Source organism: Mangrovicoccus sp. HB161399, assembly GCF_013184745.1.
GTDB lineage: Bacteria > Pseudomonadota > Alphaproteobacteria > Rhodobacterales > Rhodobacteraceae > Mangrovicoccus.
In genome coordinates this window covers 38002-62892 of sequence record NZ_JAATVU010000033.1, presented here as the reverse complement: position 1 = coordinate 62892, position 24891 = coordinate 38002, and the positions used below count along the sequence as shown (strand labels likewise).

The 24891-nt window shown below is 69.9% G+C and carries 1 protein-coding gene; it reads right to left on the bottom strand.

The features are described 5' to 3' along the window. A partial coding sequence (locus HCC78_RS18250; protein ID WP_172330235.1) for an Ig-like domain-containing protein occupies positions 1–24856 on the bottom strand: 24856 nt, incomplete at its 3' end. Positions 24857–24891: the final 35 nt, after the last annotated feature.

Sequence of the window (24891 nt, the reverse complement as noted above, 5' to 3'; positions counted from 1 at the left end):
CATTCTCCACCGCAACCGACACCGAGGCCTGGCTGTATCCGAACCCGTCCGTCACCGTGTAGCTGAACGTGTCCGTCCCGACGAAGCCCGGATCCGGCTCGTAGTCGAAGGACCCGTTCGCCCGCATCGTCACCGTCCCGTGCGACGCCTGCACGAAGCTCACCACCTGCAGCGGATCGCCGTCGGCATCGCCGTCGTTCCCCAGAACCCCCGGCGCCGCGATCGTCAGGACCTCGCCCGGGCGCATGCTGAACGCGTCGTCCGCAGCGACCGGCGCCGCGTTCTCCACCGCAACCGACACCGAGGCCTGGCTGTACCCGAACCCGTCCGTCACCGTGTAGCTGAACGTGTCCGTCCCGACGAAGCCCGGATCCGGCTCGTAGTCGAAAGACCCGTTCGCCCGCATCGTCACCGTCCCGTTCGAGGCCTGCACGAAGCTCACCACCTGCAGCGGATCGCCGTCGGCATCGCCGTCATTCCCCAGAACCCCCGGCGCCGCGATCGTCAGGACCTCGCCCGGGCGCATGCTGAACGCGTCGTCCGCAGCGGAAGGCCGCTGGTTGGTCTCCTCGTCATTGAGGATGACATGCTGCACGTCGGGATCGGAGAAAGGCACCAGGTCGACCCGGTTCGTGCCCGTGATCCGCACGCCCAGCGTGTCGTCGGGCTCCGCCGTCACGTCGCCCTTCACGTCGAGCCGGAACCAGGTGAAGGCCTGGCCGTCCGACAGCGTCACCGAGGCCGGCACCGTGCCGGTCACGTCCGCGCTGGTCGCCGTTCCGAACCGGGCGAGCGAGACCGTGACGGCCCCGGCAAGGTTGCCTTCCCGCAGCACGGTGAACCAGACAGGGGTGGTGCCGTCATCGCCTTCGGCCGCGCTGGTATCCTGCGGCGCGCCCGAGGGCGTCGCGGCGGGCTGCGCGAGCGAGGCGAAGACCTTCACCACCCCCGCCACGTCGTCGTTGAGCGCCGTGAAGACGGCCGCATTGCCGTCCGGCTCGATCGTCACGTCGGGACGGTCGGTTCCGGTGATCGTGGCGGTGAGCGTCTCGTCCTCCTCGACCGCGTAGTCGCCCTTCAGCTTGACGCGGAAGGATGCCTTGGACTGGCCCGCCGCCAGCGTCACCGAGGCGGGGATGCTGCCGGTCAGATCCGCCGCTGCAAGGGTGCCGCCCGCCGCCAGGTCGACCGTGACCGGCCCGGTCAGGTCGCCGATCCGGCTGACGGTGAACCAGACGTCCTTCTCGCCCGCATTGCCTTCTTCGGCCGAAATCTCCGGCGAGACCGGCGCCGCGCCCGCGGGCTCGGCCAGCGTCACGTCGATGCGCACCGAGCTGTCGGGGTCGTCATCCTCCTCGACCGTGACCGTGACCTGGCCCTCGGCCGTGTCCTGCCCGTCCGAAACGAAATAGCTGAACGTGTCCGTGCCCGAGAAATTCAGGTCGGGAATATAGGTCAGGACCCCGCCCGTCCCCAGCGTGACCGTGCCGTTCAGCGGCTGCGAGATCGTCGCGACGGAAAGGGCCTGCCCCTCGGGATCGCTGTCATTGTCGAGCACGCGGATCTTGACCGACATGTCCTCCAGCGTCGTGGCGAAATCGTCCGCGGCCACCGGCAGGAGATTGTTCGGCGCATAGACCACCGTGTAGGTCTGCACGCCCTCGCCCTCGACGTGATCCAGCAGATGCAGCACGTCCTCGCGGATCGGCGTGCCGTTCGCCGGGAAAGTGCGGTCGGTCTGCCAGAAATTCTCCGCCAGGATGTCCTTGCCGTCGCTGTTGCGGGTGATCGACTCCACCCGGTAGTTCCCGCGGCCGGGATCGAGCACGGCCGCGTAGTTCCAGCCTGCATCCATGTCCGCCGAAAGGACGACCGAGAGGCTGCCGCCCGAAACCGTGCCGGAGATCCGCTCGCGCACCGCCTGTGCGACGTCGTAGATGCCGCCGTCGGTGGTGTGGAGCTGGTCGGGAATGCCCGCCGGATCCTGTTCCCAGTCGCTGTTGACCAGGAAGTCGGTCAGGCCGTCATCGCCGGGAAGGTCGGATTTCACCACCTGCACCAGCTCGTGGATGCGGGTTTCGGTGATCAGGCTGAGTTCCTCGATCCCGAGCGAGTTCAGATGCTTGAAGCTGACCTCGTAATCGACGAACTTGCCTTCGAGCGAGGACTGCATGAACCAGGTCGCCACCTCGCGGCCGCCCGCCGAGACATCGCCGAAATCGGCCAGCAGGCTGGGCGAGAAATCCTCGCCGTTGACGCTCGATCCGATGATCTCGAAATCGATCAGCAGGCCCTTCTCGTTCTCGATGATCTTGGGCTGGGCCGAGGTGACGGTCAGGTTGTTGGCATCTCCCGCGCCGTTGTTGGTGACCATGAGCCCGAGCGCAAAGGGCGCCGAGGGCTCGACCTCCTCGGTGAAGGGATTGTCGCCGTAGACATTGCGCTGCAGGTAGTAGTCGAGCTCCAGCTCGGCCTGCGGGCGCACGGTGATCTCCTCCTCGCGCAGCGGGAAGGTCAGGGTCTCGCCCTGTTCCGAATAGGACAGCTGGCCGGTGACGTAGTAGGTCTTCTCCTCCTCGGCGGCGGCCAGCCGCGACGGGATCAGCGTGAAGACCGCCGAGCCCGAGGACTGCGCCGCGATCACGCCGGTGCCGTCGACCGCGGTCAGCCCTGCCAGTTCCGGATCGGTCACGCCGAAGGTGTTCTGCGCCACCAGCGCGCCGGTCTCGTCGCGGATGAAGACCGTGACATAGATGTCGGTCAGGTCGTTGTCGGTCTCGTTCACGATCTCCAGCGTCGCCTCGAAGGCCTGCCGGGTCAGCACGACCTCCTGGCTGATCTGCATCCGGACCGTCGCGCAGACCGATCCCTCGGTCTCCTGATTCAGCCCGGTCTCCACCGAGGTGATCAGCGCGTTGGCATACTCGGCAATGGAGTCGTAGCCCGCATCCCAGGCCTCTTCCCAGCGGTCGGACAATGCCTGCCGCGCCAGGTCGATCTGGTCGAAGGCGATGAAGGGCAGGTTGCCCGCGCCGGGATCGTCGGCGCTGAAGATGCCCGCCGCGTAATTGTCGAGCGAGCGGTTCCAGCGGTTCAGGAATTCCTGCGCCGCCGCGCCCTGCAGGCCCTCGGCCAGCGGCATCGCCAGAAGCGCCGCGATGTTGTCGGCCGTCAGCTTGCCGCCGATGGCGGTATTGAGCTTCGACAGGCGGCTGACCTCGTCGAAGAAGGCCACGGTCTCGACATCGTCGATATTGTCGAGCCAGATCTTGTCGCCGAAGACCGCCACCCAGAAGTCCTCGATCTCGGCGACGGCAGCCTGCGCGGTGCCGAGCTCGCCCAGATGCGGCTGGATCGTGCCTATGCGGACCTCCAGCGCGTCGAAGCTGTCGCGGATATCGTCGATCGCATCGAACAGCTCCTGCGGCGGGTTCTCCTCGGGATGGGCTTCGAGCGCGATCTTGAGGTCGCGCAGCGCGTCGATGGCCTCCTTGACCTCCGGTTCCAGCGCCACCGCATCGCCCGCGCTGTCCACCCCTTCCGCCTTGGCGGTGAAGGCATCGATCGCGTCGACGGCCCGCTGCAGCGTGGCCGGATCGAAGGGCCCGGCATCCGCGGCAAGCACGGCGGCGGCGCCGGCAAACAGCGCGGTCTTAGCCGAGGCACCGTCCCCGCCGCCTTCGAATTTCGAGGCGAAGTCGAAGATCGGCTTGGTCTTGTCGGCCACGTCCTTGATCGTGTCGCCGACATCCTTGACGGTCTCGTTCTCGATGAAATTGCCCACCGCCGAGACGCAGGCACCGACGCTGGACGCAGTGCCTAGCGCGCCGGCAATGCCGCCCGCGGTGATCTTCTTGCTGCTCGAGGCGGCCGCCAGGGTCATCGACTCGGCGCCTTGCAGATCCGTGTCGCCGACCGGCTCCGCAGAGACTTCCTTGGTGCCGGCGGTTTGGGACAGCGGCGCGGGATCCGAGGTCTCCTTGGTGCCCGACACCATCAGCATCGCCGAGGCGCCCATGAAGCCCGAGAACGGATTCTGCCCGGCGATCTGGTCCTCCAGCGTCCCGATCGGGTCGTCGAAGAAGTTGAAGACGTTCTGGACGGTCTCCACCCAGCCCTCGGCATTGCCGGTGGCGAGATATTCCAGCCCGTCCATGATCGGCCCCATGATCGGGCCCTGCGGGAACAGGTCCTCGCAGTCGAAGATCACCTTCAGCAGGTCGCAGAGCTTCTGCTCGGAAATCATCGGCACCGAGGAACTGTAGCTGGAGCCGCCGCCCCCGCCGCCGCCCCCGAAGCCGCCGCCCCCACCGCCGCCGCCGCCCCCGCCGAAGCCGAAGCCGCCCGATCCGCCCTGGCCGCAATTGCCCGGCACGTTCGACGCGCTGATCGAGATCGACTTGTTCACGTCGTTGTCGCCGCAGGGGAATTCATAGGTCAGCGTCCCGCTCCAGGAGCAGGGCACCGTCGCGGCGGTCGCCGCCGCGGCCGATGCGAGCGAGAAGGACTCCGCCCCCAGGGGCGCCGCGTCGGTCTCGAAATCGGCGATCCGCGTGACCTTGACCGGGATGGTGATCGAGGATTTCGCGTCGAGGAAATCGAGCGTGTCGAAGGGCGTGGTGATCTCGAAGAACGGATGCTCGCCCAGCAGCAGCTCCAGGTCGTTGACGCCGATCAGCCCGTGGTTGGTCACCGTCAGCTCGAAGGTCTGGGTGTCGCCGATATCGTCGAGCGGGGCGAAATCCAGCACCGGCGGGTCCAGCACCACGACCGGGACCGGCACGTCGGTCTCGAACTCCGCCTCGATGATGACCTCGTAGCGGTCCTCGATCTCGACTTCCTCGACCGACCAATAGTACTTGACCGTCTGGCGGGACATGAAGGCCTCGACCTCGTTGGTCTGGCCCGGCTCCACCTTCACGTTGGCCTGGAAGATGTCGTGGTCCTTGGCCTGCACGCGGACCGTGTAGGTGCCCTCGGGGATGTCCTCGACGGTCACCTGCCCGTCGACATCGTCGCTCTGGAACACGATCTCGCCGGTGGAGGCGTTGCGGACGATGACCTTGCCGTCATCGACCAGCGGCTCGCCCTGGGCGAAATAGTAGAGCTCGTCGGTCAGGGTGATCTCGAGGTTTCCGAGCGCGTCGGAGACCGTGAAGAACTCGAAGCCCACCGTGTCGATGTCGCCGCCATCCTCGGCCACCGCGATGGAGCCGGCGTAGCGGCCCAGCGGTTCCCCGGCATCCGGCGACAGCACCAGCGTCACCGTGGCGGTCTCGCCCGGCATCAGCGGATCGAGGATCTCGGGCGAGACGAAGTCGATCCAGCCGAGCGGCGGGATGTCGACGCTGATCGGGTTCGACACGGTCGCGCCGCTGTTGGTCACCTCGAAGCTGACGAAGGTCTGCTCCTCGCGGATCGCGAAGGCGCGGACCGAGGACTGGACGATCTCGATGTCGGCGAGCGACACCACCGGGTCGATGCGCACGTTCAGGAGCGCCGAGGCGCCCTCGTCCGAGGTCACCTGCACCTGCATGTCGTCGAAGGCCAACGGCGTGCCCTCCGGCACGGAGACGGTCAGCTCCAGCTCGATGCTGCCATCGCCTGCCAGATCGGCGCTGTCCAGCGAGACCGCGCCGCTCCAGGCGGCCGGAAGGTCCAGCAGCGTGGCCTCCAGCCCGGTGAGGTCGAACTCGCCGAAATTCTCCAGCGTGAAGGAGAAGGTGCCGCTGGTCCCCTCGATGACCTCCAGCGTCCTGAAATTGTCGGCCCGGTCGAAGCCCATGCCGTAGACCGCGACCGTGTCGTCGGGGATCGGCGCCTCGGTCGGATCGTCGGGATGGCGCGCGGTCAGGCTCAGCAGCCCCGCCTCGCCCGACAGGGTCGCGAAGGTCGCGGACCAGTAGCCGTCGACATCGGTCAGCACCGTCGCCGTGCGGGCGAAGCCGCCGATTTCCGCGACGATCTTCACCACCGCATAGGGCTCGCCCTCGTTGGTGACGTAATCCACGGCCTGCCCGCGCAAGAGGAAGCCCTGCCCGGTCACCGCCTCTGTCACGTCGAGCGACGGATCGGCGATGGACACCGCGGTCAGCGTCGAGGTGTAGGCCGGCAGCAGCGCGCCCGGATCGCGGCTGGCGCCCACATTGTCGGTCTCGTCGGTCTCGATCTGCGCGTTCTTCGCATCGACATCGACCAGCAGGTAGTAGTCGCCCGGCACGCCCGGCATCTTCACCGTCGCGGTCTTCTCGTACCATTCGCCGGTGTCGAGCTGGCCCGAGAAGCTCAGCTCGCGCAGGAAGATGTCGTCCTCGTCCAGCACCTGGTCGGCGGACAGGTACAGCCGGTCGACCCAGTTCTTCCCGGCCGCCGTGGCGCCGCCCTCGTTGTCGACGCGGTAGCTGACCGACAGCCATTGCGAGGTCCGCCCGCCCGCGAAGGCGCCCGCCGCCGCCACCAGGTTCGGCGCGCCGTCGGTGCTCTCGACCGTGATCGCCGCCGTTGCCTCCGCCGTGCCGCCATTGCCGTCATCGACCGTGTAGGCGAAGCTGTCCGTCGCGGTCTGGCCGAAGACCAGCGCGTCGAAGGCCCCGTTCGGATCGTAGGAGAACGTCCCGTCAGCGTTCATCGTCAGCAGCGCGCCCGAGGGCAGCTCGATCGCAGTCCCGGGCGTGAAGGCCGCGCCGCCGATTTCGGTGACCTCCAGCGCGTCGCCGTCGATATCGGTGTCGTTGGCCAGCACGGCACCCTCCAGCACCGCGTTCTCGAAGGTCTCGAACGTGTCGTCGCGCGGCGCGGGATCGTCATTGACGCCCGAGACCGTGACGAAGACGCCCGCTGTGTCGGTGCCGCCGAAGGGATCGGAGACAGTGTAGTTGAACGTGTCGAGCCTCGTGCCGCCCGCGCGGATGCCGTCCAGCGCCCCCGAAGGGTCGTAGGTGAAGGTCCCGTCCGGGTTCATCGTCACCACCGCGCCGGAGACCAGCGTCACCGGCCCGTCGGCGATCGGCCGGCCCTCGACATGGGTGACCTGCAGCAGTTCGCCGTCGCTGTCGCTGTCGGTGCCCGCGCCGGTATCGTCGGTCAGGACATTGCCCGCGACGGCGCTTTCCTCGTCCGTGGCATAGGCATTGTCGGTGGCGACCGGGTCGGCGCCCTTGCCGGTGATGGTGATGACCACCGTGGCATCCTCGCCCGCCGCGCCGTCCCAGGCGGTGTAGGAGAAGCTGTCGGCCGCCTCCTCGCCCGGGGCCAGCCCGTCGAAGGCGCCGTTCGGATCGTAGCTGTAGCTGCCGTCAGCATTGACCGTGACCAGCGCGCCGGAGGCCAGCGCGACCGGGCTGCCGACCGCCTCCCCGCCGACGGCCGAGACGGTCAGCGCATCGCCATCCGGGTCGGTGTCGTTGTCCAGGACAATGCCGGTGGCCAGCGTGTTCTCGAACGCCGCGCCGGTATCATCCACGGGCGCCGGGGCGTCATTCGCGCCCTGCACGGTGATCCGCAGGATCGCGGTCGAGGCCGCGCCGGAGGGGTCCTCGATGGTGTAGGAGAACAGGTCCGATGCGCTTTCGGTCGATTTCAGCGTCTCGAAGGCGCCGTTGGGATCATAGGCGAAAGTGCCGTCCGCGTTCATCGTCAGCAGCGCGCCGGAGCCCAGAAGCACGGGCGTACCCGGCGTGTAATCCAGCCCGTTGACCTTGGTCACGGCCAGTGCATGGCCCTCGGCATCGCTGTCCGTGCCGTTGCCGTTATCGGCGGTCACGTCGCCGGACAGGACCGTGTCCTCGCCGGTCTGCACCTGGTCGTCGCGTGCCACGGGCGCGTCGTTGACGCCTGCAATCTGCATCGTGACGGTGGCCGTGTCCGTGCCGCCCGCCCCGTCCGAGACCTCGTATTCGAAGCTGTCGCTTCCGCTTTCTCCCTCGCCCAGGTCCTCGAAGGCGCCGTTCGGGTCATAGAACATCGCCCCGCCGGTCAGCACGGTCAGCAGCGCGCCGGAGGGCAGCGTGACCTGCACGCCGACATCCGCCGCTTCGCCGTTCACCGCCGAGACGTGCAGCGGATCGCCGTCCGGATCGCTGTCCGCCGTCGCGCCGCCGAGCCCCTGGATCAGGTTCGCCTGGACCGCCGCATCCTCGTCCGTCGCCACCGTGTCGTCGGTGGCCACCGGCGGCGCGCCGTTGCCGGTGACCCGGACGGTCACGGTCGCGGTGCTCTCCAGCCCGCCGCTGTCGCGCAGCGTATAGGCGAAGGTCACGTCCCGGGTGGAATTCGCGGGCAGGTCGAAATCGCCGTCGGTGTCGAAGCTCAGCGCTCCGGCCGCCGTCAGCGTGATCCGGCCGCCGCCTGGCAGGTCGTAGGGCACGCCCACCAGCGCGGCATTGCCGTCCACCGCGACGACGGTCAGCGTGTCCGCCCCGCCGATCGTGTCGGGATCGCTGTCCGCGCCGCGGCCGTTGTCGGCCAGCACTGAGCCCGAGAAACTGCCGGTTTCCGAAACGCCGAACGCGTCGTCCCGCGCGTCGGGCGCGTCGTTGCGCCCGGAGACCTGAAGGTACACGGTCGCGGTGGAGCCGAGCCCCGCCGCGTCCTCGATCCGGTAGGCGAAGCTGTCGGTGCGGGCGGTGCCGAGACGCAGCGCGTTCCAGCCCTCGGTCGGGTCGTAGGAGAAGGTGCCGTCGGCATTGACGGTCAGCGAAGCGCCCGACGCCAGCAGGATCGTGCCGCCCACTGCCGCGGCCGAGCCGTTGACCCGCGCCACCCGGATCGTGTCGCCGTCATCGGGATCGCTGTCTCGGCCCTGTCCGGTATCGTCGAGGATCACGTTGCCCGAGATCGCGGCATCCTCGTTCCCCGCATAGTCGTTGCGCCGCGCCGCCGGGGCGCCGTTCTCGCCGGTCACGGTGACAGTCGCCACCGCCTCGTCGAAGCCGCCCTGGCCGTCCTCGATCCGGTATCCGAAGCTGACATCCTCGCTGCCGCCGCCCGGCAGCGCGCCGAAGGCGCCATTCGGGTCGAACTCGTAGTCGCCGTTCGATTGCACCCGGACCCGCGCGCCCGAAGCCAGCGCGGTCCACTGTCCGACATTGGCAGCCAGGCCCTCGACCCGCGTCACCGCGATCGGGTCGCCGTCGGGATCGCTGTCAGGTCCCGAACCGTTGTCGAGGAAGAGGTTCCCGGAAAGCAGCGCCGAGGCCGCGGTCGTCGACGCGTCGTCCTGCGCCACCGGCGCCGCGTTGGTGCCGCCGACATTGACGGTCACCGTCGCTCCCGCCGTGCCGCCGCGCCCGTCGGAGACGACATAGCCGAAGCTGTCGCTGCCGTCGCCGGCGAAGGCGCCGTTGGTGTCGTAGGTGAAGGCGCCGTCCGCGGTCATGAAGACCGTGGCGCCCGACACGAGCGTGATCAGCGAGCCGGTCGCGGCATTGACCGTCTGGCCCTCGACCGAGATCACCGAGAGCGTGTTGCCGTCATCGGGATCGGTGTCGGCCCCGCCGGCATCCGGCACGCCGGCGATGACATTGCCGCTGGCCTGGCTGTCGGCCTGCACCTCGATCGCGTCGTCCCTGGGCTCCGGCCGGTCGTTCTGGCCGTCGACATGGACATAAGAGGTCACCGAGGCGCTGGCGCCATCGGAATCCGTCACCGTGTAGGCGAAGCTCTCGGTCGCGCTCTGCCAGTCGGCCAGCGACTCGTAGGCGCCCGCAGCATCCATCGCGATCGAGCCGTCTGCCAGCACCGTGATCTGCAGCCCCGCGCCAATCGTCACGGCCTGCCCGACATTGGCCGCCACCCCGTTCACCGCCGTGACCGTGAAGGCGTCCCCGCCCGGGTCGCTGTCGATGCCGTAGCCGTTGTTCAGGAACAGGTTGGCCGTCGCGGTGCCGTCCTCGGAAACGGTCAGGGTGTCCCGCCGCGGCACCGGCGCCGCGTTCTCGACGGTCACCTCGTAGCTGTCGGTTTCCTGCGAATTCGGCTGGCCGGCATTGTCGTTCACGGTCACCGAGACGGTGTAGCTGCCTTCGGCCGCGTAGGCATGGGACGGCAGGGAGGGCGTCTTCGAGGACGAGCTGTAGCTCGTCACCGGCGCGCCGTCGCCCCAGTCGACCGTATAGCTGTAGAGGTCGCTGTCGGGATCGGCGAGCACGATGCCCGGCCGCACCGCGGTTCCTTCGGTCACCGTCGTGTCGTTGAGCGCCGCCATCCCCGGCGCATCGTTGACCGGGGTCAGGTCGATGGTCGCCGTGGCCTGGCCGGAATAGCTGATCCCGTCGGACGCGAAGAACAGGAAGGCGTCCTCGCCGTCGAAATCCGCCTGCGGCGTGTAGACCAGCAGCCCGGCATCGAGCTGGCTGCGGGCGATCACCTGATCGGCCGCGACGGCAGCCCCGCCCAGCGTCAGCGCGCCGAAGCTCGGCAGCGAGGCGATGCGGATCTCGGCCAACGCCTGTCCGTCGGGATCGTCGAAGCCCGCGTCGAAGGCGTCGAGCCCCAGCACCTGGGCCTGGTCCTCGGGCCCGGAGAAGGCCGCGCCCGCCACCGGGGCGGCATTGCCGTAGACCTGGTAGAACACGCCCCAGCTGCTGCCGTCGCCGGGATTGCCGTCGCCGACCTCGGAGGCCCAGGCAACGGCGAAGCCGCCATCGGCAAGCGCCGCGATCGCGGGCTGCATCTGGTTGCCGCGGGTCTCGGAATTCACCAGGAAATTGCCGTCCAGCCGCGCGCCCGTGGCGTCGTATTGCTGGGCGAAGATGCCGGAATAGTCGTAGCTGCTGCCGGTCTCGGCATAGGGATGCTGGTCGCGCCAGGCGATGACGAATCCGCCGGTATCCAGCGCCGCGGCGAAGGCATGGTCCTGCGAGTTGGCCAACTGGTCGTTGACGCGGAACTCCGCCCCTGCAGGCGCGCCGTTCGCCCCGTAGAGCTGGGCATAGATGCCGGTGCCGCTGCCGTCCTGTGCCTGCGACTGCCAGGTGACGACGAAGCCGCCGCCCTTCAGCCCGGTGACCGCCGCGCCGTTCTGGGTCGAGGCGGTTTCCGTGTTCGCCCGGAACGAGGCCGGACCCGCCGCCGGATTGCCGGCCTGGTCGAGCAGCGTGCCGTCGCCCGCCACGCGCTGGAGGTACACGTCGCCGCCGTCGACGTCGGCAGAGGCGAAGGCCACGACGAATTCGCCGGTGGGCGCGAAATCCCCGTCCCTGAGCGCCGCGGCGCTCCAGCTGCGCTGGTCGTTCGCCACCGGTCCGCTGACGCGGAACTGGCCGCCATCCTTGGTGCCGTCCGCGTTGTAGAGCTGCGCCTCGACCGCGTAGCCGCTGCCGTCGCCGACGTCGGAATTGGCGTTCCAGACGACTGCGAAGCGGCCGCCGCCGAGCGCGACGATCTCCGGCGTGTCCTCGTTGCCGGAATTGACCGTGTTGACCTGCACCGGCGCGCCGCCGATGGGCTGCACCACTTCCGCCTCGGTCTCCAGGCCCGGATCGACGGTCACCACCTCGAAGCGGCGCAGGAACACGTCGTCCTGCGGCCCGCCGGTGGTGCCCGAGCGGTCCTCCCAGACCACGCCGAAGCTCATGCCGCCGAGCGCGGCGAGGCGCGGATAGACCTGGTCGGCCGTGGTCTGGCCCTCGGACACGTGGAACTCGCCGCCGATCCTCTCGCCCTCGGCCGAGAAGCGCTGGCCGTAGATCCCCCAGCCCGAGCCGTCCTGGGTGTAGGAATGCCAGGCCATGACGAAGGAGCCGTCCTCCAGCACTGCCATTTCCGGCTCGTACTGGCTGTTCGACGCGAAGGTGTTGGCCTGCCGTTCGCCCAGGACCGGCGCCGCGCCGTCGGGCGTCGGGTTCACCGTCACCTCGATCAGCACCGGATCGGCCATGCCGCCGTCCCCGTCGGTCAGCGAGACCCGCACCGTGCGGGTGCCGATCGGATCGTCGGAGATGTTGCGGTAGGTCAGCGCCTCGACCACCTTCTCCACCGCCTGGGCATCCGCCATCGCGTTGAAGCGGATCTCCAGCGGCTGGCCGCCGGTGCCGGGACTCTCGATCTGGCCGATGACCGTGCCGCCGACGGAGACGTCGCCGCCCGAGACCGCGACCCCGCCGCGGGCCGCCAGCCCGAACTGGTCCTGCGCGCCGTTGTCGGGCGCATTGATCTGGAACTGGTAGGCCGAGACCAGGTCGACCGAGACCACGGTCAGCAGCCCGCCGCCGAAATCGGCGCTGTCGGTGTCGGAGACCGCCGCCGCGCCGTCGATGTCCAGCAGCTGCGGCGCGGTGTTCACAAGCGACTCGTCGAAGGCCAGCGCGGAGGGCAGGCCCTCCAGCAGCGGATCGTCCTGGCTCGCGGCGCTGCCGCCGATCACCCGGGCATAGATGTCGTAATCCGTGCCGTTCACGTAGGAGGCGAAGGCGGCCACATAGGCATCGCCGTCCAGCGCGGCCAGCGCCACGTCGAGCTGGGTCGACGAGGTGCCGTCATGCAGCCGCTTCGCGCCGTCGGTCCGCGATCCGTCCGCCGCGTAATGCTGCGCCCAGACGTCCCAGCCGTCGCCGCCCGAACCGGAGCGCCAGGCGATGACGAAGCTGCCGTCACCGAGCGCGGTCACGTCCGGGTCGAGCTGCTGGCCCGCCGTGTAGTCGTTGACCCGGAAGGCATCGCCCTCGGGCGTGCCCGAGGCGCCGAGGATGCGCGCATAGACGCCTTCGTTCGACCCGTCCTCGCCCTGCGAAACCCAGGTGGCGACCAGGCGCCCGTCAGCCAGCGCGGCGATCGCGGGATCGTCCTGCGCGCCGGTCGCGACCTGGTTGACCTGCGCCGGACCCGCGCCCAGCTCGGTGCCGGTGCTGTCGAAGCGCTGCAGGAAGACGCCCCAGGACCCGTCGGTCGCGTCGGCGGTCTCCGCCCCGGCCGGAGCCTGCGACTGGTAGACCAGCGCGAAGCCGCCGCCCGCGGTGGCGCTGACGTCCGGAAGCCGGTGCGACGCGGTGCCGGTGGCTTCGCTCGACAGCATCCGCTCGGGACCGCGGAAGCTGCCGTCGGCCTCGATCTGCTGGCCGTAGATGCGGGGGCTGCCGGTCACAGGGTCGATGCCGCTCCAGACCACGACGAGACTGCCGTCCTCGAGACGCGCGATCTGCGGCTGGTCCTGCGCGCCCGAGGTGGTGCCGTTGACCCGCGTCTCGCCGCCGGTTGCGCTGCCGTCGGCGCCGTAGAGCTGAACGAAGATCCCGTCGCCCGAACCGTCGAGCCCGTTCAGGTCGGTCCAGACCACGGCGAAGCCGCCGCCCGCCAAGCCTGCCACCTGCGGTTCGTTCTGGCTGCCGGGAATCGTGGTGTTGACCTGGAACTCGGTGCCCAGCGGCACCCCGTCGGCGCCGTAGCGCTGGCCGAAGATGCCATGGGCATTCTCGCCCGGATTGTCCTGCTGGAGGGAGCGCCAGACCACGACATAGCCGGTGGCCGGATCGCCCTCCGCCATGCGCAGGGCCGCGACATCCGGCAGGCGCTGATCGTTCGGCGTGAAGCTGTTGGCCAGCATCTCCGGATCGGCGAACGGCGCGAGGTCGTCCCCGGGCGCCACCGTCACGGCCAGGTTGACCGTGGGCATCACCCCGCCGGCGCCGTCGCTGACCGTCAGGCCGAGCACGCGGCTGGCCAGCGGATCGTCGCTGGAATTGGCGTAGCCGAGCGCCTCGATCAGCGCCTCCACGCCCGCTCGGGTGGCATTGCCGTTCAGCGCGACCGAAAGCGGCCGACCCGCCTGTCCGTCCTCGCTGGTCGAAACGGTGCCGATCTGCAGCCCGCCGAACAGCACCGCATCGCCCGAGACCGCGATCTCTCCGCCCGGCACGATGCCCAGCACGTCCTGGCTCTGGTCGTCCGGCGCGGCATAGGCATCGACATGGGCATTGCCGGTCAGCCGCTCCAGCCGCAGCTCGCCGCCCGCGAAGACCGCGGTGTCGGCATCCGACAGCGAGACCGCCGGAGCCAGCAGCACCAGCCCGGCATTGACCTCCGCTTCCCCGAAGGCGACGTCCGCCACGCCGGTCAGCACCGGCGCCATGGACAGCGCGGCAGCACCGCCCGGCATGAAATCGCGGGCATAGACGCCGTAATCGCTGCCGTCCTGGCCGCTCGATGACCAGACCGCTCGGAAGCCGCCGCCGGGAAGGGCGACGATTTCCGGCCCGTTTTGCGTGTAGTTCGGGGCCTCGTTGACCAGGAAGGGCCCGTCGATCCGGCTGCCGTCGCCGGCATAGAGCTGGCCCTGGATCGACTGGCCGTTGCCGCCGGGTTCCGGAGCCGACGCGTCGTGCCAGATCACCGCGAAGGTGCCGTCCTCCAGCACCGCGACCTTCGGGTCGGATTGCTGGCCCGAGGTCACGCCGTTGACGCGGAACTCCTCGCTGGCCGGGCTGCCGTCGCGCGCGAAGATCCGCGCGAAGACGCCGTAGCTGCTGCCGTCATTCGCCGACTGGTCCTCCCAGACCACGACGAAGCGGCCGTCGGAGAAGGTCGCCACGTCGGGCCGGGTCTGCGTGCCCGCGACCGTCACGTTCGCCGCGATCTGGACGGTTTCGGGCACCGAGCCGGAGACCCCGTCCACCGGCGCATAGACCCGCGCCCAGACGCTCCAGCCCGAGCCGTCGCCCTGCCCTGCCGCCGTCGCCGCCGAGGCCCAGGCGACCACCGTGCCGCCATCGGCGAATCCCGCGATCCGCGGCAGGTACTGGTCGCTGTCGGCATCCTGGCTCACCCGCTGCTCGGGCGAGATTGCGGTGCCGTCATTGGCGAAGCTCGCCATGTAGGTGCCGTAGCCGCTGCCGTCCTGGTAGCGGCTCGCCCAGGCCACCGAGAAGCCGCCGGGGATCTGCGCGACCGCCGGGTGCAGCTGGTAGTCCGAGGTCTCGGCATTCACCGTGAAGGCAGGGCCCGAGGCCAGCCCGTCGGAGCCGTAGATCTGCGCCTGCACCGAGCTGGCCGAGCCGTCCGACGCCGCGTTGTCGTCGCGCCAGGCGATGACGAAGCCGCCATTGTCGAGCCCGGCCGCCATCGGATTGTACTGGCTGGCCCCGGCCAGGGTGTTGACCAGGAACTCGCCGCCGACCTTGGCGCCCGCCGCGTCGTAGCGCTGCGCATAGACGCCGAAGGCGCCGTCGGGCGTGTCCTGCGAGACCGAGCGCCAGGTCACCACCGTCCCGCCGCCGGCGAGCGCGGCGACATGCGCCTCGTGCTGCTCTCCGGCGGTGAAGGCGTTGACCCGCTGTTCCGGCCCGGCGGCCTGCAGGCCGCTGTCGGTTGCGGGCGACACCGAGATCGAGAAGGGCAGCGGCCCGGTGGAGCCGCCCGCCCCGTCATTGAGGATCAGCTCGGCCAGCCGCTGCCCGGCCGGATCGTCCGAGCCGTTGGCATAGCCGACCGCCTCGATCAGCGCCTCGACCGCGGCCCGGTCCGCCCCGGCCCCCAGCGCGATGCGGAGGTCTGCGCCGTCCTGGCCGTCGCCGAGGATCGTGCCGATCGCCGTGGCGCCGAAGAACACTTGGGGCCCGGAGACCGAGATGCCGCCGCGCGCGAGGACCGAGAAGCTGTCCTGCCGCCCGTCATCCTGCGGGCCGAGTCCCTCCAGGTTGCCGACCGCCTCAACCACCGAAACGACCAGCATGCCGCCGTCGAACATGGCGCTGTCGGGATCGGCCAGATCGAGCGCGCCGAACAGCGCCTGCGGTCCGGCATTGACCTCTTCCTCGCCGAAGGCCGCGTCCGCCACGCCTGCAACCAGAGGATCTGCGGACAGGCCCGCGCCGGTCGGGTCGCCGAACACCCTGAACCCGGTGGCGTCGTTGGCGCCGTCGCCGGCCGGGTTGGCACTGCCCTCCTCGCGCCAGCTGACCGCGAAGGCGTCATTGCCGAGCGCCACGATGTCCCAAAGGTACTGCTGGCTGCCGGCGCCGTCATGGGCGCGGAACTCGTCCGAGGTGGCGCTGCCATCGGCGGCATAGGTCTTTAGGATGACGTCGTAATTGCTGTCGGTCTGGTAGTTGGAGTTCCAGCCGACGACGAAGCCGCCGCCCGAAAGCGCGGTGACGACCGGCGCGTATTCGGTGGAATAGTCGAAGTCGTTGACCAGGAATTCCTCCGCCACGACCGTGCCGTCGGGCTGCAGGAGCGCGGCATGGATGCCGGAGCCGCTGCCATTGCCGGCATCGGACCGCCAGACGACGACGATGTTGCCATCCGCCAGCACCGCCACCGAGGGTTCGTGCTGGTTGCCGGCCGCGAAGCTGTTCACGGTCGTCTCGGTCGGGGTCAGGTCGGTCCCGTCGGGCGCGAACATGCGCATCTGGATCGAATAGCCGTCGCCGTCGCCGGCCGCGGTGCCGCTGGTATGGCTGAACCAGACCGCCACCACGTTGCCGCCGGCGAGCGTCGCAAGATGGGGCTGCTCCTGGTGGCTCTCGGTCTCGGCATTGATGCCGAACTCGCCGCCCGCAGGCTGGCCCGCACCGTCGAAGACCCGTCCCGCGATGCCGTAGCCGCTGCCGTCGGCAGTCCAGCTGCGCCAGGCGGCGAAGACCCCGCCATCCTGCAGCGACGTCAGTTCCAGCTGGTCGCGCGTGGAGTTGGCATGCTGCTCGACCTGGACCTGGCCGCCCTCGGCGGCGCCGTCCGCGGCGAAGGTCCTGAGCTGCAGGTTGTCGTGCAGGTAGCCCACGGCGAAGCGGCCGTCCTCCAGCGCGGTGACATCCTGCACGGTCGCGCTGCCCTGGCGGAATTCGTTGATCTGGAACTCGCCGGAAATCGCGTTGCCGTCGGGATCGAACAGCCGCCCGAAGACGCCCCAGTCATTGCTGCCGGGATTGTCCTGGCCATAGGAATTCCAGACCGCGACCAGGTTGCCGTTCGACAGCTGCGCCAGCCGGGCGCCGCTCTGCTCGCCCGCGGCATTGGCATTGATGTGGAACTCCGGCCCGGCAGGCACCGGCGCCTCGGCCACGGCGTCGATGGAGACGGCGATCCGTCCGGTCGATCCGGTGACGCCGCCGCCGTCGGAAACCTGGATCGTCAGGTCGGGGCGGCCGCCCTCGGTATCGCCGTCGCTCGACCAGGTGAGGTTGCGCAGGAGCGCCTGCACCGCCGCCTCGGTCGCCCCCGCGCCCAGCTCGATGCGGAAATCGCTGCCGAAGGCGCCGTCGGCGGCGATCGTGGCGAAGGCCGCGCCGCCGAAGGTGAGGGTCGTGCCGTCGCCGCCGATGCCGATCTGCCCGGCGCCGCCGCCCTCGTCATTGACCGCGATGCGGTCGCGGTAGCCATAGGGCCGGTTGGCCAGGTCATCGGGCGCGAAGCGGTAGGACACCGTCACCGCGCCGCCCGGCAGCCCTGCCGAAGTCACCGCGGAGAACACGGCATCCGGCGCGAGGAAGACCGTGTCCGCCGCTTCCGCGTCGCTCAGCGCGATCCCGGTGGCAACCTCGTCGATGCGCAGCTGCGGCGACAGCACGTCGTCCACCTGGATCAGCGTGGCGGCCCCGGCAACCTCGACGCCCCCAGGCGCCGACAGCCCCAGCGACACCAGCCGGGCGCCGAAATCGCCCGCCGCCGCCGGATCGAGCCCGTAGGACAGCGCCTCGATCAGCGCCTCGACGGCCGCCGCGTCGGCATTGCCGTTCAGCGCGATCTCGACCCCCTCTGCCGGCGCGGCCGCGGGCGGCGCCGAACTGGACACCCGCGCGCCGCCGGAATCCGGACCGGCCCATTCCAGCGACAGGCCACTGCTGCCGGCATTCTCGAAATAGGTCACGCCGATATCGTGGAAGCCCGCGCTCAGCGACACCGTCGCGGAGACCTCGACAGAACCGTGGACCCCGTCATTGTCGATGACCTGCGTGCCGTCGACGGTCAGCTGCGATCCGTCGTCGCTGCGCAGGTAGAAGGTGTAGTCCCCGGCAGTCTGGACGAAGATCGAGCCGTCCGCCGCGACGGCGAAATAGTCGCCGGGTCCGCCGGGATAGCTGGCGCCCGAATAGCTGACCGAGGCAACCGCCTCGACATGGTCCGGCGCGGCGCCGAAATCGACATCCGCCAGCACCGAGATCGGCTGCCCGACATTGAAATGCCGCACCACGAAGGGCCGGTAGCCCGCCTCGCCCGGCACCGCGGCCAGCTGGCCGATCTCCGTGCCCTCGTAGCGGATGCTGCTGCCCGAGACAGAGATCTGCCCTGCCCCGGTGCCGGTGTGGGCCACAGAAAGCGTCTCGCCCGCCAGCGAGGCGGGCAGCGCGGCCGACAGCACCCAGCCGCCGAAATCCGCCGCCCCGCCGGGATCGAAGGCGATGGCCGCATCGACAAGCTGCGGCGCGGCCTTCACGGCGGCGGTGGTGAAATGCTGGCCCGCGAACTGGGTCACCTGCGGCGCGGGCGGGCTGGTCACCGCCACCGCGTAATCCGCCGGGTCGCCGAAGATCCGCTGGTGCACGGCATAGCCGGACACGTCCGGCCCCTCTTCGGTGCCGCCGTAGTTGCTGTCCCAGGCGACCACGAAATCATCGCCGTCGAGCGCCAGCAGCGCCGGGCGCTGCGCGGTGTCCCCGCTTGTGCCGGTCGGCAGGCTGACGGTTTCCTCGCCGTCGATGCGCAGCCCGTCCGCGCCGTAGCGCTGGATGTCGACCGTGCGGTACTGCGCGTAGCTGCCCTGGTAGTCGTCGTCGTACCAGCCGATGACGAAGCCGCCCCCCGCCAGCGCCGCGACGGCGGGCTGCTGCTGGGTGCCCTCGGTGTTGCTGTTGACCACGAAGGGCGCGTCCAGCGGATTGCCCGCCGGATCGTAGCGCCGCGCCACGATCGACCAGCCGCTGCCGTCGTCGCCGGCCTGGGACTGCCAGACCGCGGCGAAGCCCCCATGCGTCCCGCCCGGTCCGGCCAGCGCCGCCACCTGCACGCCGCTCTGGTCGTTGCCGCCCGTGGCATTCAGCCGGACCTCGGCGAAGGCCTCGACCCCGGCGGCATCGAAGCCGCGCGCCATCGCGGCATAGCCCGATCCGTCGACGTTCTGGCTCTGGTAGCCCAGCACGAAGCCGCCATCCGCCGTCGCCGAGAGCGACGGATAGTTCTGGTAGCCCGAAGAGGTGCCGCTCAGCCGGGTCTCGGCCATCACCTCCGTGACCGGCGTGCCGCCGGCCGACAGCGCCAGGATCTTGCCGTAGATCCCGTCATTCGAGCCGTCCTGGCCGCGGGAGGTCCAGGCCGCGGCGACATTGCCGTCCGCCAGCGTCGCCAGCGCGGGCGACCACTGGTAGTTGGAGGCATAGTCGTTGAGCTGGAACTCGGCGACCGTCTTGGCGCCCGAAGCGTCGAAGCCCGCCATCATCACATGCGAGAGGCTGCCGTCACCTGCAGTGACCTCGTCGCTGCGCCAGGCCACGGCGAAGCCGCTGCCCCAGGCGGTGACCGCGGGCTCGAACTGGCGGCCTGCCGCGGCATCGTTGACCAGGATATCCCCCGCGCGCAGCGAGCCGTCGGCATTGTAGATCGCGGCACGGATGTCCTCGGTGCTGCCGCCGGTGGAATCGTCGGAATAGACCGTGACCCAGCCGCCATCGGCGAGGCGTGCCATGGCCGCATCGTACTGGTCGTCCGCCGCAAGGCCGTTGACCTGGGTGCTGCCCGGCACCGGCCCTTCGGCATCGGCTTCGGGCGCGACCGTGAAGCTGCCGCGTTCCTGCCAGGTCCGCCCGGCGCTGTCGGTCAGGCTGGCGGTGAAGGGGATCGCGGGGAAGACCGCGTCGGACGGGTTGGCATAGCCGAGCGCCTTGAACAGCGCTTCAACGGCTTCGGCCCCCGCCGCGGCATTGAAGGTCACGGTGACCGAGTGCTGGTTTCCCGAGAGCGCGCCGATCGCGATGCCCCCGTAGCTGACGGTGCTGCCCGCGACGCCGATCTGGCCCGGACCGCCGCCCTGGTCGATCACGCCGACGCTGTGCTGCGACAGCGGTTCGCGGTTGAGGTCGAGATTGGGCAGGTCGAGCGAGAAAACCAGCTGCCCGCCGTCGAAACCCGCGCCGTCCGGGACCGCCACGCCGACCAGTCCGTCCGCGTCGATCGCGGCCAGCCCGGCATTGACCGCGGCTTCCTCCAGCGCGCCCGCGGCGAAGCCCGCCACCTCGGGCCGGCTGTCGACGGTGAAGCTGTCCGGCGTGCCGAACACGGCCTGCATGACCGCAAGGCCGGAGCCGTCGCCCTCGCCCGCGGAACTCGAGGCAACCCAGGCCGCGACGAAGCCGCCGCCCTCCGAGAGCGGCCGGGCCGCAAGCGCAGGCTGGCTCTGGGTGACCGAGGTCGAAAGCAGGTTCAGCTTCTGCGCGCCGTCGATCCGGCCGCCATCTGCGCCGAAAAGCTGCACCACGGCATCGCGGTAGATGTAGACCGCGTCTCGGTTGGTGACGCTGTCGGCCTCGTAATAGGCGATGGCGAAGCCGCCATCGGCCAGCGCCGCGATCTCGGGCTGGTACTGGGTGTCGTAGATCTGGTCGGCCGCCAGGAAGGCATCGCCCTGCGCGGTGCCCGCGGCGTCGAACATCTGCGCGTAGACGCCCGCATTCGAGCCGTCGCTGCTGCCGGTCCAGGCGACGGCCCAGCTGCCGTCGGCCAGCTGCGCGACCGACGGGTCGCTGACCGTGCCGCCCGCCGACATCGCGGCGCGGGCGATCTGGCTCCCGGTCCCGTCATGGAGCTGCAGCACGATCTCGTTCGCCGCGGCGTCGCGGAAGGCCGCGCCGAAGCCGCCGCCCGCGCGCATGGCGATGGCGGGCTCGGTCTGGTCGCCAGCCGTGGCAGTGGTGTTGACCGGGATGTCGGCGGCATCGAGACCGCCGCCCGCGACGTTGAAGCGCCGCGCATAGATCCCGCCCGAGCTGCCGTCCTGGCCTTCCGAGCGCCAGATGACGGCAAAGCCGTCTTCCGTCGCCGCGATGGCCGGGGCGGTCTGGTTCCCTGCTGCCGCGGCATTGACCGTCTGCGACGCGCCGAGGGGCTGCGAGGCGCTGTCGAAGACCTGCATCGCGATCCGGCTGCCATCGCCGTCGCCCGGGCCGCCATCCTGCCAGACCACCGCGAAGCCGCCCGTCGACAGCGCCGCCACGTCGGGCAGCGACTGGTCCCCTGCGGGCGCGTCGTTGACCTCGATCACCGGGCCGAGCTCCGCCCCGCCGGCGGTGTAGCGCTGCGCGAAGACGGCCATGCCGCTGCCGTCATGGGCGGCGTCCTGCCAGACCGTCACCCAGCCGCCGTCCGCGAGCATCGCCACCTGGGGCCTTGTCTGGTCGCCCGCCGTCTGGAGGGGCACGGCCGCGTCGTCCGACAGGCGCTCCAGCGCCACGTCATCCTCGCGCAGCACCGAGATCCGCTGGCTCAGCCCGTCCACCGCCGTGCCGTCGGCGAATTCCAGCCCCACCCGCACGTCGAGCGCGGCCGCCGGATCGCCGGAGGCGTTCGCGACGGCCAGCGCCGCCAGGACGGCATCCAGCGCGGCCTGGTCCGCCGCAGCGTTGAAGGCGATCTCCAGCCTGCTGCCCGATTGCGAGACGGTGCCGATCGCGGTTCCGCCGAAGCGCAGCTCGCTGCCGGAAAGCCCGAGCTGCCCGGTGCCGTCGCCCTCGGAGATCACGCCGAAGGCGAACTGGTCCGGCCCGTCCTGCGGCAGGCGCGGCGAGAGCGGATAGCGCGCATCGGCCGGGATCGTGCCGTCCACCGACAGGACCGCACCGTCGAGCGAGGCGCCGCCGGAAAGGTCCACGCTCGCCACCCGGTCGGCATCGAGCGCCACGAAACCTGCATTCAGGTCCGCCTCGGCCATGCTGCCGCGCAGGTCCCAGCCCTCGAATTGCAGCACGCCCGACTGGTCGGACCCGTAGACCCGGTGCAGGATGCCGTAGCCGTCGCTGTCCTCGCCAGCGTTCGACTGCCAGGCGATGGCGAAGCCGCCGTCGGCAAAGGCCGTGACCGCCGGCGCCGACTGGTAGCCGGTGCTTTGCAGGTTGACCTTGAAATCGCCGTCGCGGCGGCTGCCATCGGCATTGTAGACCTGCGCGAAGACATCGCGGTACTGCTCGCCGCTCGTCCAGTCGTCATACCAGGCGACGACGAAGCCGCCGCCCGCCAGCGCCGCGACGACCGAGCTGTACTGGTTGCTGCCGGTGTAGCTGTTGACGATGAACTCTGCCCCGACGGCCGCACCGGCCGCGTCGTACATCTGGCCGTAGACGCCCCAGCCGGAGCCGTCCTGGTTCAGCGAATGCCAGACGACGACATGTCCCCCTGTGGCCAGGGCCGCGACCTGGCCGTATTCCTGCCGGTCGGCGGCCGTGGAATTCACCAGGTATTCGCCCGCCGGATCGGGCGTGCCGTCCGCCGCGAAGCGCCGCGCATAGATGCCGGTCTGCGACCCGTCGCCCTCGGCGCCGGAGGTGCCGGCGCTGTAGACGAAGACGATGTCGCCGTCCTCCATCTGCGCCGCGCGGATTTGGGTCTGGTCCGCCGCCATCGCCTGGTTGACCTGGAACAGGCCGGAGGAGGCGCCCGCCGCATCGAAGATCTGGGCATGGACATCGCCCAGGCTCGACTGCCAGGTGACGACCCAGCCGCCGTTCTCCAGCGCGGCGACATGGGGGACAGATTCCGTGTTGGTGCCGAAATAGGCCTGGGTCAGGTTCACCGCCGGCTCCGGCGTGCCGTCCGCGGAATAGCGCCGCATCAGCACGTCGCGGTATTCCGTCCCCGGGGCGGTCCGGTCGGAATACCACACGACGACGAAGCCGCCATCGGCCAGCCCTGCCGCCTCGGGCTGGAACTGGTTCGACGCCGTGCCCTCGTTGACCAGGAATTCCGGCCCGATCCGCCCGCCATCCGCGGCATAGCGCTGGCCGTAGACGCCGTGGCCCGATCCGTCGGAGCCGCCCTCGTCGGTCCAGACGATGACATAGCCGGACTGCGCCACGCCCGCGTCCAGCGCGCGCCCGGTGCCCCCCGCCCCTTCGAACAGCGCGGCGATGGACGGATTGGTCTGGTTGCCAGGGAAGGTGGTGTTGGCCACCCGCACCAGCGACGGCTCGGGCAGCAGGTCGGGTTCCGCCGCGATCTCGACGGAGAGCGGCACCGCCGCCGAGGCGATGCCCGAGGCTTCCTCAAGCGAGACTAAGAGCTGCGTCGAGGCGGCTGGATTGTCCGAGACGTTGTCGTAGGTCAGGTGCTCGATCAGCGCCTCGACCGCAGCGAGGCCGGCGGCGGCATTGAGCGCCACGGCCAGGTCGCGCCCGCCCTGCCCGTCCGAGACGACCGTTCCGATCACCGTGCCCTCGTAGGTGACGTCCGCGCCGGCCCGGCCGATCTGGCCGGCGCCGGTCCCTGCATCGAGGATGCCCAGCACATGCTGGTCGCGGCCTTCCAGCGGACCGCGATAGGTCTGCACGTCGCTCTGCAGAAGATGGCCGAAGACCAGGCGCCCGCCGCCGAAATCCGTGCTGTCGGCATCCGACAGCGCGACGGCCATGCCCGGATCGATCAGCTGCGGGCCGTCATTTTCGGCGACGCTGATGGTGGCGGGCAGGCCTTCCAGCTTCGGCGCGCGGTCCGCCCCGTCAATCGCGCCTTCGGGCCCGAAGAGCCGCAGGTAGACGCCGCTGCCGCTGCCGTCCTCGCCCGCCGCGGTCTGGAACACGGCGGCCATGACGCCGCCGCCGAGCCAGGCCAGGCGGGGGTTCTGCTCGTCGCCCGCTGTCACGCCGTTGATCTGGGTGATCCCGCCCGCGGCATAGCTGTCGGTCCCGGCGTCATGGGCGACCGCACGCAGGAAGCTGCCATAGGTGTAGTTCGCCGCCGGGCTTTCGCCGTTCTGGTAGGAATGGTCGTGCCAGGCGACGGTGAACCCGCCTGCGCCGTCGGCGACGATCGCCCGGCCGCGATCGGCCGAATAAGTATCGGCATTGATCGCAATCTCTCCGGAAGCGGCGGTGCCGTCGGCATTGAAGACCCGCGCCACGACCCCGTCATTGTCGCCGTCGCGGTTGCCCGACCACAGCACGGCGAAGCGGCCGTCCGACAGCGCGGCGACCTCGGGCTCGTACTGGCCGCCGGAGGTGGTAACATTGACCAGGAAGGGCGCGACCGTCTCGTTGCCGTCCGCATCGAGGATCCGCGCGAAGATGCCGTCGCTGTCGCCGCTGCCGTAGCCGCGCCAGACCGCCACCGCGCCGTCCCCCAGCGCCGCCAGCACCGGCGCGTTCTGGGTCTGGTTGTCGACGGTCCCGGAGAGCGAGAATTCCCCCGTCCGCACGGTCGCCCCGTCCGGCTCGTAGATCTTGGCGCGGACTTCGTAATAGCCTTGGTAGGGTGTCGGCGCCTGGTAGTAGGTGCCCCAGTCGTCGTACCAGGCCACCATGACCGCGCCGTCCGACAGCACGGCCAGCGCCGGCTGGCTCTGGTTGTTCGAGGTCAGGTCGTTCACCTGCGTATCGGGACCGAGCGGCACCAGGTTGGGGGAGAACCGGGCGAGAAATATGCCGCTGCCCGAGCCGTCCCGGGAATTGCCGTCGGCATAGGCCAGCACGATGTTGCCGTCGCCGTCGAGCGCGATCTGGGGGTCGGACTGGCTGCCCGCGGCAACCTGGTTCAGGCGCACTTCCTGTCCCAGCCGCTGCCCCGCAGCGGTGAAGCGCTGCGCGAAGATGCCGTTGCCCGAGCCGTCCGCGCCTGCCGAAGTGTAGACCACGACGAGATCGCCGGAGGGCAGCGCCAGGATCCGCTGCTGGCTCTGGTCGCCGTCAATGAATGTGTTAACCTTAATATCGGACGTAATAATATTCATTTCTCCCCCCCAGGAAAAACAATGCAAGTGCTGCC